Genomic DNA, 16,329 nt, shown 5'->3' with positions numbered 1-16,329 from the left:
TTGGCGGAGGGAGACGGGTTTGCTCGACGAACGTTCCCCGGGCAACGGCGGCTGTCGATGACCGACCGCATCGTCGGCCGCGACCGCGAGCTCGCGCAGCTGCACCGGGCGCTGGACGAGACCGCGGCCGGCACCGGCGGCTGGCACGTGCTGCTAGGTCCGCCCGGCATCGGAAAATCCCGGCTGCTGCGGGCGGCCGGTGACTACGCGTTCGAGCGCGACATCGCGGTGGCCGCGCGTGAGGCGTTCCGCCACGACATGGCCGCCCCGCTGGTCACGCTGGCCGGGGCCCTGCAGGCGTGCAGCCCACCGGCGAGCGACTTCGCCTGGATGTCCGACGTGGACGGCAGCACGGGCAACTACGCCCGCATCTACCGGCTCCGCGAGTCGCTGGAACGCTACGCGTCGCAGCGTCCCCTGCTGGTGGTGATCGACGACGCGCACTGGATGGACGAGCTGAGCGCGCTGGCCCTCCGTGAGCTCGTGCCCGCGCTGGCATCGGCACCGGTGCGCTGGTTGCTGGCCGGCCGTTCCGGGCAGACCGCCACGGCCGGCGGGCAGACGCTGAACTGGCTGGCCGGCCGGGGCCGCCCGATCCGGCTCGACGTGCTCGGCGACGCCGACACCGAGCGGCTGTGCGAAGAGGTCCTCGGTGCCCGGGTCGACGCGACCGTGCTGGCCCTGGTGGCCGGGTGCGGCGGTAACCCGCTGCGGATCGAGCAGTTGCTGTCGGCGTTGCGCACGACCGGGCAGCTGGTGATCGCCGACGGCACCGCCACCGTGGTCGGCGACGACCTGCCGTCGAGTTTCGTGGCCACCGTCCGCGACATCATGGGCGTGCTGTCGTCCGAGGCGCAGTGGCTGTTGCGGGCGACCTCGGTGCTCGACCGGCCGTTCGACCTCGAGACCGCGGCCCGGCTGATGGGGGCCGAGCCGGCCGGCCTGTTCGACCTGGTCGACGAGGTGATCGCCTCGGGCATCCTGATCGAGGACAAGGACGGCATGACCTTCCGGCACGACCTGGTGCATCAGGCCGTACGCAACACCCTGGGCGAGGCCCGGGCCCAGCACCTGCACTCCGAGGCGGCCGCGCTGGCCCGCGAGCACGGCCGGCCGACCGGTGAGGTGGCCGCGCATCTGATGCTCAGCGGTCGCCGCGGCACCGCCGCCGCGGTCGCGATGCTGCGTGACTCGGCCGCGTCGGTCGCCACCGACGCACCCGGGGCCGCGGCCGACCTGATGCTGGGGGCGTTGCAGGCGCTCGACGACGCCGACACCGGACGCACCGAGATGATCGCCGACACGGTCAACCTGCTCGCCTCGGCGGCCCGGGTCACCGAGGCCCAGCAGCTGGGCGAGCAGGCGCTGCAGGCCCCGCTGCCACCCTCGACCAAGGCATCGCTGCAGCTCGGACTGGCCGAGGCGTCCAAGCACGCGGGCCAGAACCGGCGGGCCGCCGAATACGCCGAGGACGGGCTGAGCCAGCCGGTGATCGGCGAGCCGGTGCGGGCCCGGCTGTTCGCCATCCTCGCGCACGCCACGTTCTATCTCGACGACTACGCGGCGGCCGACACCGCGGGCGACGAGGCCGACCGGATCGGCCGGGAGCACGAGCCCGGCGCGGCCGTGTTCGGGCTGACCGCGCGCAGCCTGGTCGCGCAGGCCGAGGGGCGGCTGGACGACGCGTACGGGCACGCCGCCACCGCCACCACGATGGCCGACACGCACGGCGGCGCGGCCCGGCACCGCCACCCGCGGATCTGGCTGGCCAACGCGCTGACCTCGCTCGACCGCTTCGACGAGGCCGAGAAGGCGCTGCGCCGCGGCCGGCAGGAGGCCCAGGCCCTCGGCACCGCGTGGGCCCAGCCGCTGCTGCACTACTACACGGCCGCCCTGCTCGGCGCGCGCGGGCGCCTCGACGACGCCGCGGCCGAGGCGGACGCCGGGGTGGCCCTGGCCGAGCAGCTCACCGCCTATCAGCTCACCGTGCCGCTGCTGGGCACCCTGATCCGCCTGGCCGTCCTCCGGGGCGACCCCGGGCTCGCCCACGAGCTGCGCAAACGCCAGGACGAGCTGCGGGCCACCGGCATCACGGCCCCGCCCGAAGACGTCGAATGGCCGATCGCGACCCTGCTGGCCGCCGAGGGCGCGGCACCCGAGGCGGTCACCCTGATCGGTGCCGTCTACGACGGACTGGCCGACCGGCCGACCCTGCTCGCGCAGGACCCGGGCGCCGCACCGGCCCTGGTCCGGATCGCCCTCGACGCGGGCGACCGCGACCGCGCCACCAAGGCCGCCGACGCGATGGCCGCCCTGGCCGCCCGCAACCCCGGCTCGCACGCGCTGGCCGGGGCCGCCGCGCACGCCACCGGGCTGCTCACCCGCGAACCCGACCGCCTGCGCCTGGCCGTCGCCGAGTTCCGGCGCACCGCCCGGCCGCTCGCCCTGGCCGGCGCCCTGCACGACGCGGCCCTGCTCGAACGGGCCGACCGGGCCACCGCTCAGCCTTTCTACGACGAGGCCCGCGACCTGCTCACCCGGGCCGGAGCGAACGGCGAGCTCCGGCGCCTCGACGCGGAACTGGGCGGCTGGCGCGGCAAGAACAGCCTGGGCGACGACGAGGACGGCCCGGCCGAGATCCTCCCCCGGCTGTCCCGGGCCGAGCGCCAGGTCGCCCTGCTCATCGCCACCGGCATGACCAACATCGCGGCCGCCCGGCAACTGCACCTGTCGCCGCACACGGTGGACAGTCACCTGCGCAAGGTCTTCCACAAGCTCGAGATCCACAGCCGGGTCGAGCTCGCCGGGGTCGTGGCCCGGGCACAACCTGCGTAATCCCGGATTCACGTGATGCCGGTCGGGGCCGGCTGAACCGACGATGGCGGTGGACGTTGTTGCCGCAGCGCCGACGGGATCCAGGAGTCGTGACCATGAACGAACCACGCACGCCCGTTCTCGTCGTCGGGGCCGGCCTGGCCGGTTGCGTCCTCGCCCTCGAGCTGGCCCACCACGGCGTCCGCAGCGTCGTCCTCGAGCGCTCCGCCCGCCCGCCCCGTCATCCCGAGCTCAACCTGGTCACCGGCCGGGGCATGGAGCTGCTGCGCCGGCTCGGGCTGGCCGACGCTGTCCGCGCCGAGGGGGCCGACCCCGACAGCCCGGCCGCGGTGGTGTGGAGCCGGGCCCTCGGGGAGACTCCGGTGCTGGTCACGCCGGTGCCGTCGGTCAACGAGCTGCGGCGGCGCTATGCCGGGCGGACCGACGGCGCGGCGCCGGTGGAGCCGTACGTGGTGCTCACGGGCGCGGGGCTGACCGGGCGGCTGCGTGACGCCGTACGGGAAAACGCTCTCATCGATCTGCGGGAGGGCTGGACGTTCACCGGGCTGCGCCTGGAACCCGACCGCACGGTGGCGACCGTGCTCGACGCGGCGACCCGGGTGCGGCACGAGCTGGACGCCGGGTTCCTGGCCGGGTGCGACGGCGCGCAGAGCACCGTACGGCGTTGTCTCGGCGTGCCGCTCGAAGACGCGATCACCCCGTCCCGGCACTGCACGCTGACCTTCCGCAGCGACGGCCTGCGCCACCCCTATCCGGAGCTGTCGACGATCATCGCGAACGGGATGACCCTGACCCGGCGCCCGGGCGACCTGTGGACCGGCCACCTGGCGCTGGACTGCGACGACGCCGACCTGACCGACCCGGCCGTCCTGCTGTGGCAGCGGTTCGGCATCCGGGCGGCCGAGATCGTCGGCGTGACCCCGTGGCAGGAGGCCCTCGGCGTGGCCGGCACCTACCGGCGGGGCACGGCGTTCCTGGTCGGCGAGTCGGCGCACCGCTTCCACCCGCCCAGCGCCACCGTGGACACCTGCCTGGCCGACGCGGTCGACCTGGGCTGGAAACTGGCCGCCGCGGTGACCCGCTGGGGCGGCCCGCACCTGCTGGGCAGCTACGAGGGCGAGCGGCGGCGGCAGGCCATGCGGGAACGCGAGAAACTGTCCCGCACGCTGGCCGCCCGGCACCACTTCGGACGACTCGCGGCGTCCGGTGCCACCGCCGCCCAGCTGGCGTCCGTACTGCGGCAGGAAGCGCCCGGGTTCGACCCGGCTGGGCTCGCCGACGCCGGCCCCCGGCTGCCGGCCGTCCGGCTGAGCGGCGGCGAGATGCTGTTCGACCTGCTCGGACCGCAGTTCACCCTGGTCGACCTGACCCCGGGCCGAGACGGGCGGTCCCTGGCCGCGGCGGCCGTGGCCCGCGGTATCCCGGTCGCCCACCTGCCGATCGACGACGCACCGCTGCGCTCGGAGTGGCGCAGCCGTCTCGTGCTGGTGCGGCCCGACCACGTCGTGGCGTGGCGTTCACCCGAGCGACCGTCCGACTGGGACGCCGTCCTCGACGTCGTCACCGGACACCAGCGCGAGGTTCACGTGTTCACGTGATGCGGCGGCAGTAGTCATGCGGACACGCTCGACTGGCGCGGGAACCTCCCCGACCGCGCCGGGATCGCCCGCAAGTGATCAGGAACCGAAGGATTTACGCGATGACGACGGCATCAACGGTCCCGCCGGCCTTCGAGGGTTTCGAGGGCTTCGACGAGACCGCGGTGAGCCGCTGGGTCGAGCGCCTCTCCGGCAACACCTCGCCGCGCCGCAACCACTGGCGCACCAAGTCGATCTACTACCAGGCCGCCCTCGACCTGCTCGAGTCCACCCCGCGACCCGCCCTGACCTGGAAAAACATCGTGGCCGCGGCCGGTGACCGCGGCTGCCGCAGCACCTTCTACGAGGTGGCGGGCGCACACGCCCGGCACCGGATGGTCGACGAGCTGATCAACGACGGCGGCTCCGACGCGATCCAGATCGCCCTGCGCTACCTGCGCAGCGACCCGGTCGAGCAGCTCATCGACGAGACCAAGATCTGGTCCTTCTGGCCGCGCCGGCAGCACCTGCTCCGCACGCTCACCACCGGCATGTCGCCCGAGGTGATGGAGGCCGAGCTGATCGCTTCGGTGGCCGGCTGGACCAGGGAAAACCGGGCCTTGGCGGCGGCGGTCGACGCCACTCCCCCGGCCTGCGCGGTCGAAGATCTGACCCTGATCCACCGGGGACGCCTGTCCGGCACCCAGGCCGTGGTCCGCCTCACCGACGTCATCCGGGAAAATCTGAGCCGGCACTAGAGTCCGGCGGCGATGGCGTCGACGATCTCGCCCAGCGCGTACTCGTTGAGCCCGTTGCCGGCCCGCGACGGCAGGTGCCAGGTGTCGCGCCAATCCGCCGCGATCCCGTCCCACGGGGTCGTCGGCGGCGCGACCAGCACCAGCCGCTCGTCCCGGCGCCTCCACGCCTCGGCCAGATCGGCCAGGCTGGCCGGTGCGTCCGAGGGATAGGCCGCCGCCGTCCGGCCGACCCCGAGCGGGTGAGCCGAGGCGTCGGTCAGCACCACCACCAGGTGCCGGCACCGCTCCTTCCCGTGCTGCCAGTCCGAGCTCAACGCCACGGCGAGGGCCTCGAGACCCGATTCGGGCTCGTCGCCGCCCCCGCCCGCCTCCAGCTCCCGCACCACCGTCTCGAACGCGGCCGCCTCGCCCGGCATGGTGAAGAAGACGGACTGCTCGAGGGCGTCGGCCGGGTTGTCCCGGAAGTCGCGATAGGCGACCAGCCGCACCCGTAGCCGCCCGATCGCCTTGCCGCAGGCGGCCGCCGACTCCTCGAGCCGTTTGCGGAAGGTGAGCACGCCCTCCTTCAGCCGATCCACGATCGGATACATGCTTCCGGTGACATCGATGCAGAACACGATGTCCACGGCGTATGCCTCGGTCACGGGCGCCTCCTTCCCCAGCCAACCTTCCGCCGCCGGCACCCGGACCGCCACGCCCGGACGGCCGACCCGTTCCGCGTGCGGCGTCTATCGTCAGGGCATGTTCGATTCGGTGGCCCCGATCCTTCCCGTACGCGACCTCGACGCGGCCCTCGACCGCTACCGTGACCTCGGTTTCACCGCCCACGCCTACGAAGGACCGCAGCGCTACGGCTTCGTCGAGCGGGACGGCGTCGCGCTGCACCTCACCGAGTCTCCCGGCCACGATCCGGCCACCACCGACACCGCGGTCTACCTCTACGTGGGCGACGCCGACGCCGTCTACGCGGAATGGGCCGGGGCCACCGGTCACCTGCACCAACCGCGCGACACCCCGTGGGGGCTGCGCGAGTTCAGCTATGTCGACCCCGACGGCACCCTGCACCGGGTCGGCTCGTGGCTCGCCCCGCCTTCACAGCCGTAGGAAGTCCGCCGGGCGCAGCCGGGCCACCCGCCGGCGGTATTCCGAGGCCGCGCCCGGCCAGTTCGTGACGATCCGGCCCGCCGCGGTGCGGTACCAGCTGCGGCACGCGGTCCAGACGCTGCCGGCCAGCCGCCGCTGGATCTCGGCGTCGAAGGCGGCCGCGACCTCCCGCCGCACCTCGAGCGGCCTGCGGTCGCCGGCCAGGTGCCGCACGGCCTGCCGCAGGTAGGCGGCCTGCTGCTCGAGGAAGTAGACGACCGACGTGTTGCCGGTGTTCGTGTTCGGGCCGTAGATCAGGAACAGGTTGGGGAAGCCGGGCACGGTCAGGCCCAGGTGGGCGTACGCGCCGGTCGCCCACTCGTCGGTGAGCCGCCGGCCGTCGCGACCCGTCACCCGGATGCCGGTCAGGAAATCGGTGGCGGCGAAACCCGTCGCGTACACGAGCAGGTCGCATTCGTGGACCGTGCCGTCGGACGTGCGTACACCGGAAGGGGTCTGCTCGACGATGTCCTCGGTGACCAGGGTGACGTCGGGACGGGTCAGGGCGGGCAGCCAGGTGTTGGTGAACAGGACCCGCTTACAACCCATCGGATCGTCCGGCGTGACCCGTTTCCGCAGGGCCGGGTCGCGTACCTGGAGGCGGCGTTGCGCGCGGGAGAGCATACGGACGAAGGCCCCGGCCACCCGATCGCCGGTGAGCGCACGTCCGGTGACCACGGTCATCGCCCACACACCGGCTCGCGGCAGAAGCATCAGGCGAGGCATTTTCCCGTACGCGTAACGCCGCCCCCGCCCGTAGCCCCGATCGGGTTTCGGCAGCGTCCACGGTGGCGTGCGCTGAAAGACGGTGATGTGGGCGGCCCGTCCGGCCAGGGCCGGGACCAGCTGAATCGCACTCGCCCCGGTCCCGATGACCCCGATCCGCGCGCCGTCGACCGGCAGATCGTCGCGCCACTCAGCGGTGTGGACAGCCGGCCCGTCGAAGGCACCCGGGATCGCCGGCCGGACCGGGTGGCCGAGCTGACCCACGGCCGGCACCAGCACGTCGGCCGCATAGGTGGTCCCGTCGGCGGTCTCGATCACCCAGTGCCCGTCCGTCCAGGTGGCTGCGGTGACTGTGGTGTTGAGGCGGACCCGCTCGGTGACCCGTAACGCGGCCGCGGTGCGCTGCAGGTAGTCAAGGATCTCGTCCTGGCCCGGGAACCGCCGGGACCAGTCCGGATTGAGCGCGAACGAGTACGAGTAGAGCGGCGCCGGGATGTCGCAGGCACACCCCGGATAGGTGTTGTCACGCCAGACGCCGCCGATCCGGTCGGCCCTCTCGAGCACCACGACGTCGTCGAAACCGGCCCCGACCAGGGCCGCCGCGGCCGCGACCCCGCCGAACCCGGCCCCGATGACCACCACCCGGGGTATCGACCGATCGCCATGCGTCATGGCGAGAAAGGTTACCGGCTAGTCACGGCTACCGGCCGGTCACGGCTCCCGGCCGCTCGCAGCGCACGAACTCGGGGTCGAGGCCGAGCCGGCTCAGGGTCACCCAGACCGCCGGGTGGGCGTCGTCGACGACCAGCGCGCACCCGCGGACCTCGGCCACCGACTGCAGCTCGTAGAGGGCCCGCACGCCGGCCACGTCGACGAAGTGCAGCGCGCCGAGGTCGAGCCGGAGCTCGGCGGGCCGGTACCGGTCGACCGTGTCGATGATCCACCCGCGGAGCCAGCCGCTGTTACCCACATCCAGTTCACCGGTGACATGCACGCTCACCGCGGCGTCCCCGGTCGAGGTGGTGCGGACCTGCAGCAGGGACGGAGTCTGGTCGACGGTCATGCTTCCATCGTCGTCGCCCGGTTCCCCGGCCCCTATCGGTCAGGTGACCGATTCAGGCGCCGATTCGCGCACCGTCACGTGCCGATTCGCGAACGGTCCGGTCCGGATCGCCGTGCGGCGACCCAGGCGGCGATCTGCGTCCGCGCGTTGAAGTCCAGTTTGGTGAGAATGTGCTCGAGGTGCGTGTTGGCCGTCCGGCGGCTGATCACCAGCCGGTCGGCGATCTGCTGGTTGGTCATCCCGTCGGCCACCAGTTCGGCCACCTCGCGCTCGCGCCGGGTCAGCGGCGCGCCGTCCGGCACCGGCTCGATCCGGGGCGACGACGGGGTCGGGCGCTCGTCCAGGGCGTACGCCACCCCGGTCTCGAGGTCGAGGGCCAGCCCCTCGGCCAGGGCCACCTCGAACATCTCGTCGCCCAGGTGCACCCGGACCTGCTTCTCGCTCCACATCCGCGTCGTGCCGAGGTCGGGTGAGCCCATCTGCGGCAGTCCCACGGCTTCCCACGACCGGTGCGCCACCCCGAGCAGCCGGGCCGCCCGCACCCAGTCCCCCAGCGACGCGGCGGCCCAGGCCAGGGAGTCCAGGGCCATCGCGTTCCCGCCGTGGTCGCTGAGCCGCCGCTTGATCCGCAGCGCGGCCCGGGCGTGCAGGACCGCGTCGGCCGGACGGTCCCGGTTCATCTCGACGACCGAGCGCACGTATTCGGCGTACGAACGGGCCCATAACTCGCCCCGGGCCTCGCAGGAGGCGAAGTGGCGTTCGGTCACCGCCGCCGCCCGATCGGTCTCGCCGAGGAACGCCAGCGCGATGGCCTGGGCCGACCAGGCGACGTACAGCCCTATCCCGGGGTCGCCACCGTTGCTGTGCAGCCGGACCGATTCCTCGAGCGAGGACAGAGCGGTGGCTGGTTCGCCCCGCAGGGCGGCCGACACCCCGGTGATATAGGTGATCCAGCCCTGAGCCTCGACGTCGGCGAACGGCCGGCACCGGTCCACCAGGTGCGCGGCGGTCGCCATGTCGCCCTGCAGCGCACAGATCCAGGCGCACACCCACTGCGCCTTGGTCAGCGCCGGACTCCGTACGGTCTGCCGGGCCATCGTGCGCTCAAGATAGTGCCGGCCCTCGCGGGCGTGGCCGCAGGCGAACCAGAAGTAGGCCAGCGCCACCGCCAGGTCCAGTCCGGCCTCGGGCCCGGCCGGGTCGGACAGGCAGAAGTCCAGCGCCGTCCGCAGGTTGGGCAGTTCGCAGGTGAGCCGCTCGTACCACTCGGCCTGCCCCGGTCCGCACCACTCGGCGTCGAACCGGCGCGCCAGATCGAGGTAGTGGTCGCGATGGCGACGGCGTACCTCGAGTTCCTCGCCGGAGGCGCGCAGGATCTCCACGCCGTACTCGCGAATGGTGTCCAGCATCCGATAGCGCGAGCCCGGGCCGCCGTCGAGCACGAGGATCGACTTGTCGACGAGCCCGGCCACCAGGTCGAGGGTCTCGCCGCACACGTGCCGGACGGCCTCCAGGTCGAACCCGTCGGCGAACACCGAGGCCCGCGCCCACAACTGCCGCTCGCCCGGGCTGCACAGCTCGTAGCTGCCGTCGACCGCCGTACGCAGCGACTCGTGCCGGCCGCCGCCGGTCCGGCTGAGCATCCGCGCCTCGTCGCTGTACCACCGGTCGACCAGGTCGGCGATCCGCTCGACCGGGAGCGCCCGGGTGCGGACGGCGGCCAGCTCGATGCCGAGCGGGATCCCGTCGAGCCGGCGGCACAGCCGGACCACGGTGTCCTGGTTGACCGGGGTCAGCAGAAACCCGGGCCGGGCCGCCGCCGCCCGCTCGGTGAACAGCATGACCGCGGCGTCGAGCTCCCGGTCGGCCGGCGAACCGCCCGGGTCGGGCACCGGCAGCGGCGCCAGCACGAAGACGTGCTCGCCCTGCGCGCCCAGCGGCTGCCGGCTGGTGGCCAGCACCTGCAGACCCGGCGCGGCCCGCAGCAGCGACTCCACGAACGACGCGCAGTCGGCGGTGAGATGCTCGCAGGTGTCGAGCACCAGCAGCAGTCGCCGGGAGGCGAGGTAGTCGGCCACCGCCTCGGCGGGCGGCCGGGTCGACTGGTCCCGCATCCCGATCGCCTGGGCCACGGCCTCCCCGATCAGCCCCGGGTCGGCGATCATCGACAGGTCGGCCAGCCAGACCCCGTCCGGGAAGGCGCGCTGCACCTCGGCCGCGACCCGGATGGCCGTCCGGGTCTTGCCCACCCCGCCGATCCCGGTGATCGTGACCAGCCGGGACGAGGACAGCAGCCGTTTCAGCTCGGCCCGCTCCCGGTTGCGGCCGACGAAGCTGGACAGCTCGGCCGGCAGGTTCCCGCGCAGCCGTCGCGACTGCACCGTGCGAACGCCCATCGGACGAACTTAGGCGCGGCTCGCACGGCCCAACCACGTCGACCACCGATCGAGTGATGTCACCGGGCCCGGGTAGATTCGGCCCGTGTTCGATGGCCTCGACGACGTGAACTGGCATGATCTCCCGGCCACCTACGGTTCGGCCGCCGGCGTGCCCGCCAAGCTGCGGGCCACCATGTCACCCGATCCGGAGGTCCGCCGGCGCGCCCTCTCGTCGTGCGACGGCGACCTCGTCCACCAGGGCCACCGCAACGACTGCGCCCCGCCGGCGATCCCGTTCCTGCTCGAGATCCTCGCCCACGGCCACCCTGATCTGCGCTCCGATCTGCTCGAGGCGCTGCTGATGCTGGCCGTCGGCTACGACGAGACGTGGCTGCCCGAGACTTTCGCGGCCGACCGGGCGACCCCGATCGAGGTGGCCTGTCACGCGGCCGTCGAGCGCGGCGTGCCCCAGTTCACCGCTCTCGTGCAAGACCCCGATTCCCCCGTACGCCGTTACGCCGCCGCCCTGCTCGGCTGGTTCCCGGCCTGCGCCGCAACGAGCGTCCCCGCGCTGATGCCGGTGGTCGACGATCCGGACCCTTCCGTTGCGGCCACCGCTGTTCTCGCGCTCGGGCTCCTCGGTTCGGATCATTTCTCCGTACGCGGTCCTGCTCTCGTCCGTGGTGCGGCCGCCATCGCCCGGGCCCGCGTGCACGGCCCGGCCGCCGGTCCCGAGGTCACCGCCGAGCTGCTGCGCTGGGTGAGCGGCGAGGCCGAGCCGCTCGGCACCGAGATCCCCTACTACGAGGGCAACCTGCACGGTTACGCCACGCTCGCGCTGGGCCAGGTGCTGCCGGACGACTCCGACGAGGCGTTCGAGACGCTGCTGGCCCGGATCCCGCAGGTGCAGGGCATGCTCGCCGTGCCGGTGGTCGCCGAGGCGCTGCGGCGCGCCTTCCCCGACGGCCCCCGGCCGCCGGGTTCCGCGCTGAATCCGCGGCAGCAACGCCTGGTCCACGTCCTGACCACTACCCCGGCGATCGGGGAGCTGATCAACCTGTCCGCCATGGTGGACGCTTTTGTCGTACCCGACCGGTAGGTTCGCGGCGTGCTCGAAAAGCTCGATGAAGTGCCCTGGTCCGATCTGTCCCACGCCTACGGTCCCGCCGACGATGTGCCCGCTCAGCTGCGCGCGCTGCTCTCGCCCGAAGCCGAGGTGCGCCGAAAAGCGCGCCACGACTCCTACGGCAACATCTTCCATCAGGGCACGCGCTACGAGGCGAGCGCTCCCGCGGTGCCGTTCCTGCTCGAGATGCTGGCCGAGCCGTCCACTCCCGAGCGCGCCGAACTGCTCGAGCTGCTGGTCGCCCTGGCCATCGGCTACGACGAGGCGTGGCTGCCGGGCGGCTTCCCCCTGGCCGACTACGAGGCAGCCGCGGCCGGCGGCGAGGTGCTGTTGCAGGCCGGCGGCGGTCTGTCCGAGTCCGATCAGAATGCTCTGCAGGCCCACATCGAGCTACGGGTCCACTCGGCCGTCGCCCTCGGGGTGCCGCTGTTCCGCACCCTGCTCGAAGACGAAGATCCCGCCGTACGCCGGTGCGCCGCCTGCGCGCTCGGCTGGTTCCCGGCCCAGGCCGAGGCGAGCTCGGCCGCCCTCACCTGGTCGCTGCTCGACCCCGGCGACACCGTCGCCGCGACCGCCGCCCTGTCCCTGGGCCTGCTCGGTTCTCAGCCCCTCACGGCCGAGACGCTCACCGCGGCCTTCGCCGGTCCGCGTGTCGCGGTCCGTGGCGCGGCCGCCATCGCGCTGGCCCGCCTGCACGGCCGCGAGGCGTCGGCCGCAGTCGTCGACGAACTGCTGCGTCTGTCGGGCGACGGCGAAACCACCGGCGTGCCGTTCCACGACGGCAACCTGTCCGGCTACGCGGCCCTGTCGCTGCGGCTCGTGCTCCCCGACGACTCCGAGACCGCGTTCGCCGCCCTGCTCGACCGCATCCCGTCGGTCTCCGGCCAGCACGCGCTGCCGGTGGTCGCCGAAGCCCTGCGCCGGGCCTTCGACCAGGGCGCCCTGGGGCCCGACACACCGTTCGACGACCTCACCGACCGGCAGAAACGACTCGCCCGGGCGCTGGCCGCGTCACCGTCGACGTGGCAGCTCGGCGGCCATGTGTTCGCCAACTTCTCCCTCATGGTCGGCGACTACGGCCTGCCCAGCTCCCACCAGCGGATGCTCAGTTTCACGGAGGCGTCATGAAGTTCCTGCTCACGTCGTCGGGCATCCACAACCCGAGCATCTCCGCCGCCCTCGTCGACCTGCTGGGCAAGCCGGTCGCCGAGTCCACCGCCCTGTTCGTCCCCACCGGCGTCCTCCCCTTCGCCAACGGCGGCGAGATGGCGTGGAAGGCCCTCAACGGCCCACTGTGCCGGCTGGGCTGGAAGTCGCTGGGAATGCTGGAGCTGACCGCCCTGCCGACCATCCGCGAAGAGAACTGGCTCCCCGCCGTCCGCGCGGCCGACGCCCTCCTGGTCTGGGGCGGCGACGTCCTCTACCTGACCTACTGGCTGCGCCGATCGGGCCTGGCCGACCTCCTACCGACCCTGACCGACACGGTCTACGTGGGCGTCAGCGCCGGCAGCATCGCGGTAACCCCCTACAACTGCGACGCCGAGTTCGACAAGCAGTTCGTCCCCGACGGCCACGACATGGCCGAGGGCGCCGACCGGGCGCTGGGCCTGGTCGACTTCACCCTCTACCCCCACCTCAACCATCCGGACATGGAAGACACCACGCTCGCCAACATCGAGCAGTGGGCCGCCACCGTCCCCGTCCCGACCTACGCCATAGACGACGACACAGCCCTGAAGGTCGTGGACAGCACGGTAGAGGTCATCTCCGAAGGCGACTGGAAGCTGCTCAACCCCTGACCGTGACGTGCGTTCCGTCGAAGGACAGCAGGCGATCGGCCGGGAATCACGCGGTGTTCAGCCCACCTCATCCGGAGCCGGCGATGATCGGGCGGCGGATCGTCGAGGACGAGTCGGCGGTCGAGGTCGTCAGGTGAGGTCGTCCAGCTCCGCCTTGACCTTGTCGGCGGCGGTGGCGCCGAGCTGTTGCAGGATCGCCAGCGACTCCTGCAGGTGGGTGCGGGCCAGGCTCTTGTCCCCGGACAGGGCTGCGGCCCACCCGAGGCCGCGCAGGGCGTGGGCGCGTTCATAGTCGCTCCCGGCACTGCGGCTGCGGTCCACGGCCCGCTCGGCCATGGACCGGGCGGCGTCGGCGTCGCCGCCGGCCAGGTGGATGCGGGTGAGTGTGTTGAGGGTCTGGGCCATGTCGAGTTCCAGGCCCAGTTCGGCGAAGACTGCGAGCGCCTCGCGGGCGTGCCGTGCCGCGTCGGCGGGCCGGCCCATCTCCACCTCGGTGCGGGCGATGCTGCGCAGGGTGATCCCGACCTTGCGGGGAAGCTGCGTTCGGCGGTAGACGGCCAGACCGTCGTTGAGGTGGCCCAGGGCCTCCTCGTAAGCTCCGCGGCGGCGCAGGATCGACGCGACGTTTACCTGCGCGTCGACGGCGCCCTGGTCGTCCCCGGCCGCGCGCAGGAGATCACGGGCCGAGCGGTATTGCTCCTCGGCCTCGGCTTCCCGCCCGGACTCCAGCAACGCCCGGCCGAGATTGTTGCGGGTGATCCCCTCCGCGCGCCGATCCGCGAGGCGGGTCGCGGACTCGACCGCCACGGTGTGACTGCGGACCCAGCTGTCGACGTGCTTGGTCAGGTAAAAGAAGTCGCGCAGCACATAGGCGAGCTGCCACCGCTGACGATCGGTCCCAGCCGACTCGAGCGAGAACACCTCGGTGAGGTTGCGGCGCTCACGTTCGTACCAGTCGAGCGCCGCCGCGCGATCGGCGAAGGCAGGCTCCGCGATGGCCCGCCCGGCGAGCGACAGGCGGTGACGGTGGGGCATGACCAGACGTCCCGCCCGGTCCGCGGTGTGCAGGTATTGATCCACCATGCGGTCCGTGGTGGCGGCGCGGTCGGCTGGTTCGTCCAGCCGCAGACCCAGGTCGCGAGCGTACGCCCGCAGCAGGTCGTGCATCGCGAAGCAGCCGGGCCCCGGCTCCGTGATCAGGTGCGCGTCGGCCAGTCGGCGCAGGGTGCGCCGCGCCGCGGCGATGGTCGTGTCCAGCATCGCCGCCGCGACCGGCAGCGAGACCGCGTTGCCCGGGTGCAGGCCCAGGCGGCGGAAGGCGGTCGCCGACGATTCGCTCAGCGCCACGTACGACCAGGAGAAGACACTGCGTACCGCGGCGTACGGATCGTCGCCGAGGTCGAGGAAGTCCAACGCCGACTCGTTCTGCTCCAACTCGGCCAGAAGCGTGGCGACGCTGTCCTGGGAGCGGGTCGCCGCCATCTCGGCCGCGATCCGCAGGGCGAGCGGCAGCCCCGCGCAGTGCTCCACGAGCCGCGCGACCGCCTCCGGGTTGGCGTCGGCACGAGCACCGAGTACGTCACTCAGCAAGCCCACTGACTCGTCCCGGGACAGACGGTCGAGCTCGACGGTGCTCACGGGGTGGTGCACGGCGAGCCCGTGCAGGCGTTGCCGGCTGGTGATGAGCACTGCGCTGTCGCCGGTGCCGGGCAGCAACGGCCGGATCTGTGCGGGCTCGCGGACGTTGTCCAGCACCAGTAGCATCCGCCGGCCGTTGATCGCGGTGCGAAAGCGCGCCGCCCTCTCGTCCAGGTCGCCCTGCTCGGCGGCGCGGGACTGGCCGAGTGCGCGCAGGAAGCCGGCGAGGATCTCGCGCGTCGGCAACGGCGTGTCCGGCCCGAAGCCTCGCCCGTCTACGTGGAGCTGACCGTCCGGAAAGGCTTCGGTCGTCGTGTGCGCCCATTCGAGCGCGAGCGCGGTCTTACCTGCTCCGGCCGTGCCGGTGATCACCGCGATGCGTGGGCCTCCCCGGTCGGAGCCGAGCAGGATCGTGTCCAGTTCGGCGAGTTCGACGGCGCGGCCGTGCAACACGCCGCCTCGCGCCGGGAGTTGCCGCGGCACGGCGGCCCCAACCGGCAGTTGGTGTCGTCGCGACGTGTCTTGCGACTCGGTCAGTTCGGCGATCACGGCCAGGGCGAACGCGGCCGCGTTGGCTGCCGCCACCGGCTGCCAACCGTGCTCGTCCGCTTCGTGTTTGTGTCCGTCGGCCCTGTCGCTGATCCCCCGTACGGTAAGCACAGGCAGCGCGTCGTTGAGGTGAGCGGCGTGCGCTACACCGGCGCTCTCCATCTCGATCGCCACCGCGTCGCCGTAGTGGTGCCGCAGTTGGGCCGACAACGGATCGTCGCGGGAGTTGAGCACCACCTCGCCGGCCGCGATCGGCCGGAGGTGGACCGCCGGCGTCTCGGCAACCGGGCCGGACCAGGTGCCGTCGGCGGCGACGCGGCGCGCGAGCTGGTCGATTCGGTGCGAGAGTTCCCAGCTGCGTGGCCGGGCCTCGAAGCCGCCGGGTTGCACTTTGCCGCCGTGGTAGGCGTAGATCTTGGTGGCCACGACCACATCGCCGAAGGCCAGGTCCTCGCGCAGCGCCCCGGCGACGCCGACGAAGACGATCGCCGCGGGCCGGAAGAGCGCGATCGACCGCTCGGCCAGCACCGCAGCAGCAGTGTTCCCCTCGCCGGTCACGGCCAGTGCGATGCGAAACCGCCCCCGGGGCGGGTGGCCGACCTCGAAGAGCGTCCCCGACGGATGGTCGACGCGCCTGCGCCCGGACAGCAGGCGGCGGACCGCAGCGTGCTCCAGACCGAGAGCGGTCAGCACGACGATCACCGGGTCGCCGTCCAGCTCCATCAACCACCATCTTC

12 protein-coding genes are annotated in these 16,329 nt (G+C 72.7%); 7 read left to right on the top strand and 5 right to left on the bottom strand.

Going from position 1 to position 16,329, the window contains the following annotated elements; genetic code table 11:
• Window positions 1-57 precede the first annotated feature (57 nt).
• The 3 genes from KOI35_RS16645 to KOI35_RS16635 all read left to right on the top strand — a co-directional run bounded on the left by KOI35_RS16645 (window position 58) and on the right by KOI35_RS16635 (window position 5,170).
• Window positions 58-2,835: a LuxR family transcriptional regulator gene (locus KOI35_RS16645; protein WP_215788369.1), complete on the top strand. Its 2,778-nt coding sequence runs from the start codon at window positions 58-60 to the stop codon at window positions 2,833-2,835.
• Between the two features lie 95 nt (window positions 2,836-2,930).
• Window positions 2,931-4,433: an FAD-dependent monooxygenase gene (locus KOI35_RS16640; RefSeq protein ID WP_215788368.1), complete on the top strand. Its 1,503-nt coding sequence runs from the start codon at window positions 2,931-2,933 to the stop codon at window positions 4,431-4,433.
• A gap of 101 nt (window positions 4,434-4,534) precedes the next feature.
• The gene (locus KOI35_RS16635; RefSeq protein ID WP_215788367.1) at window positions 4,535-5,170 is read left to right on the top strand and encodes a hypothetical protein; all 636 of its coding nucleotides are present in this window, start codon (window positions 4,535-4,537) and stop codon (window positions 5,168-5,170) included.
• Here the strand turns inward: KOI35_RS16635 and KOI35_RS16630 are convergent.
• Window positions 5,167-5,814 (bottom strand): vWA domain-containing protein, encoded by a 648-nt coding sequence (locus KOI35_RS16630; RefSeq protein ID WP_215788366.1) that lies wholly within the window; start codon window positions 5,812-5,814, stop codon window positions 5,167-5,169. The genes KOI35_RS16635 and KOI35_RS16630 overlap by 4 nt on opposite strands.
• A 97-nt stretch (window positions 5,815-5,911) precedes the next feature.
• Here KOI35_RS16630 and KOI35_RS16625 point away from each other — a divergent pair, with 97 nt between their 5' ends.
• A complete protein-coding gene (locus KOI35_RS16625; protein WP_215788365.1) occupies window positions 5,912-6,274 on the top strand; it encodes a bleomycin resistance protein in 363 nt (120 codons plus the stop codon).
• Here the strand turns inward: KOI35_RS16625 and KOI35_RS16620 are convergent.
• The 3 genes from KOI35_RS16620 to KOI35_RS16610 form a co-directional block, all read right to left on the bottom strand.
• Entirely contained in the window at window positions 6,263-7,711 is a 1,449-nt protein-coding gene (locus KOI35_RS16620) for a flavin-containing monooxygenase (protein ID WP_215788364.1), read from the bottom strand. The two genes, KOI35_RS16625 and KOI35_RS16620, sit on opposite strands and share 12 nt — an antisense overlap.
• A gap of 28 nt (window positions 7,712-7,739) precedes the next feature.
• Window positions 7,740-8,102 (bottom strand): STAS domain-containing protein, encoded by a 363-nt coding sequence (locus tag KOI35_RS16615; protein WP_215788363.1) that lies wholly within the window; start codon window positions 8,100-8,102, stop codon window positions 7,740-7,742.
• 74 nt (window positions 8,103-8,176) lie between these two features.
• The gene (locus tag KOI35_RS16610) at window positions 8,177-10,498 is read right to left on the bottom strand and encodes an ATP-binding protein (protein WP_215788362.1); all 2,322 of its coding nucleotides are present in this window, start codon (window positions 10,496-10,498) and stop codon (window positions 8,177-8,179) included.
• A gap of 85 nt (window positions 10,499-10,583) precedes the next feature.
• Between KOI35_RS16610 and KOI35_RS16605 the strand changes: the two genes are divergently transcribed.
• Genes KOI35_RS16605 through KOI35_RS16595 form a run of 3 tightly spaced genes read left to right on the top strand, consistent with a single transcriptional unit; the run spans window position 10,584 to window position 13,405 of the window.
• Window positions 10,584-11,579: a HEAT repeat domain-containing protein gene (locus KOI35_RS16605; protein WP_215788361.1), complete on the top strand. Its 996-nt coding sequence runs from the start codon at window positions 10,584-10,586 to the stop codon at window positions 11,577-11,579.
• Window positions 11,580-11,588: 9 nt separating this feature from the next.
• Entirely contained in the window at window positions 11,589-12,734 is a 1,146-nt protein-coding gene (locus KOI35_RS16600; protein WP_215788360.1) for a HEAT repeat domain-containing protein, read from the top strand.
• Window positions 12,731-13,405 carry a Type 1 glutamine amidotransferase-like domain-containing protein gene (locus tag KOI35_RS16595; RefSeq protein ID WP_215788359.1) on the top strand — a complete coding sequence of 225 codons (675 nt, stop codon included), beginning with the start codon at window positions 12,731-12,733 and terminating at the stop codon, window positions 13,403-13,405. The genes KOI35_RS16600 and KOI35_RS16595 overlap by 4 nt, the downstream gene beginning before the upstream one ends.
• A 129-nt stretch (window positions 13,406-13,534) precedes the next feature.
• Here the strand turns inward: KOI35_RS16595 and KOI35_RS16590 are convergent, their stop codons facing one another.
• A complete protein-coding gene (locus KOI35_RS16590) occupies window positions 13,535-16,315 on the bottom strand; it encodes a phosphorylase family protein (protein ID WP_215788358.1) in 2,781 nt (926 codons plus the stop codon).
• Between the last annotated feature and the right edge of the window lie 14 nt (window positions 16,316-16,329).

This window comes from Paractinoplanes bogorensis (genome assembly GCF_018829635.1).
GTDB lineage: Bacteria > Actinomycetota > Actinomycetes > Mycobacteriales > Micromonosporaceae > Actinoplanes > Actinoplanes bogorensis.
This window is presented reverse-complemented; position numbering and strand designations above follow the sequence as displayed.

What these genes read in the sequence shown, in the direction of transcription:
- KOI35_RS16645 (WP_215788369.1), top strand. Translation starts at nt 58, where the DNA reads ATGACCGACCGCATCGTCGGCCGCGACCGCGAGCTCGCGCAGCTGCAC.
- KOI35_RS16640 (WP_215788368.1), top strand. Translation starts at nt 2,931, where the DNA reads ATGAACGAACCACGCACGCCCGTTCTCGTCGTCGGGGCCGGCCTGGCC.
- KOI35_RS16635 (WP_215788367.1), top strand. Translation starts at nt 4,535, where the DNA reads ATGACGACGGCATCAACGGTCCCGCCGGCCTTCGAGGGTTTCGAGGGC.
- KOI35_RS16625 (WP_215788365.1), top strand. Translation starts at nt 5,912, where the DNA reads ATGTTCGATTCGGTGGCCCCGATCCTTCCCGTACGCGACCTCGACGCG.
- KOI35_RS16620 (WP_215788364.1), bottom strand. Translation starts at nt 7,711, where the DNA reads ATGACGCATGGCGATCGGTCGATACCCCGGGTGGTGGTCATCGGGGCC.
- KOI35_RS16615 (WP_215788363.1), bottom strand. Translation starts at nt 8,102, where the DNA reads ATGACCGTCGACCAGACTCCGTCCCTGCTGCAGGTCCGCACCACCTCG.
- KOI35_RS16610 (WP_215788362.1), bottom strand. Translation starts at nt 10,498, where the DNA reads ATGGGCGTTCGCACGGTGCAGTCGCGACGGCTGCGCGGGAACCTGCCG.
- KOI35_RS16595 (WP_215788359.1), top strand. Translation starts at nt 12,731, where the DNA reads ATGAAGTTCCTGCTCACGTCGTCGGGCATCCACAACCCGAGCATCTCC.
- KOI35_RS16590 (WP_215788358.1), bottom strand. Translation starts at nt 16,315, where the DNA reads ATGGAGCTGGACGGCGACCCGGTGATCGTCGTGCTGACCGCTCTCGGT.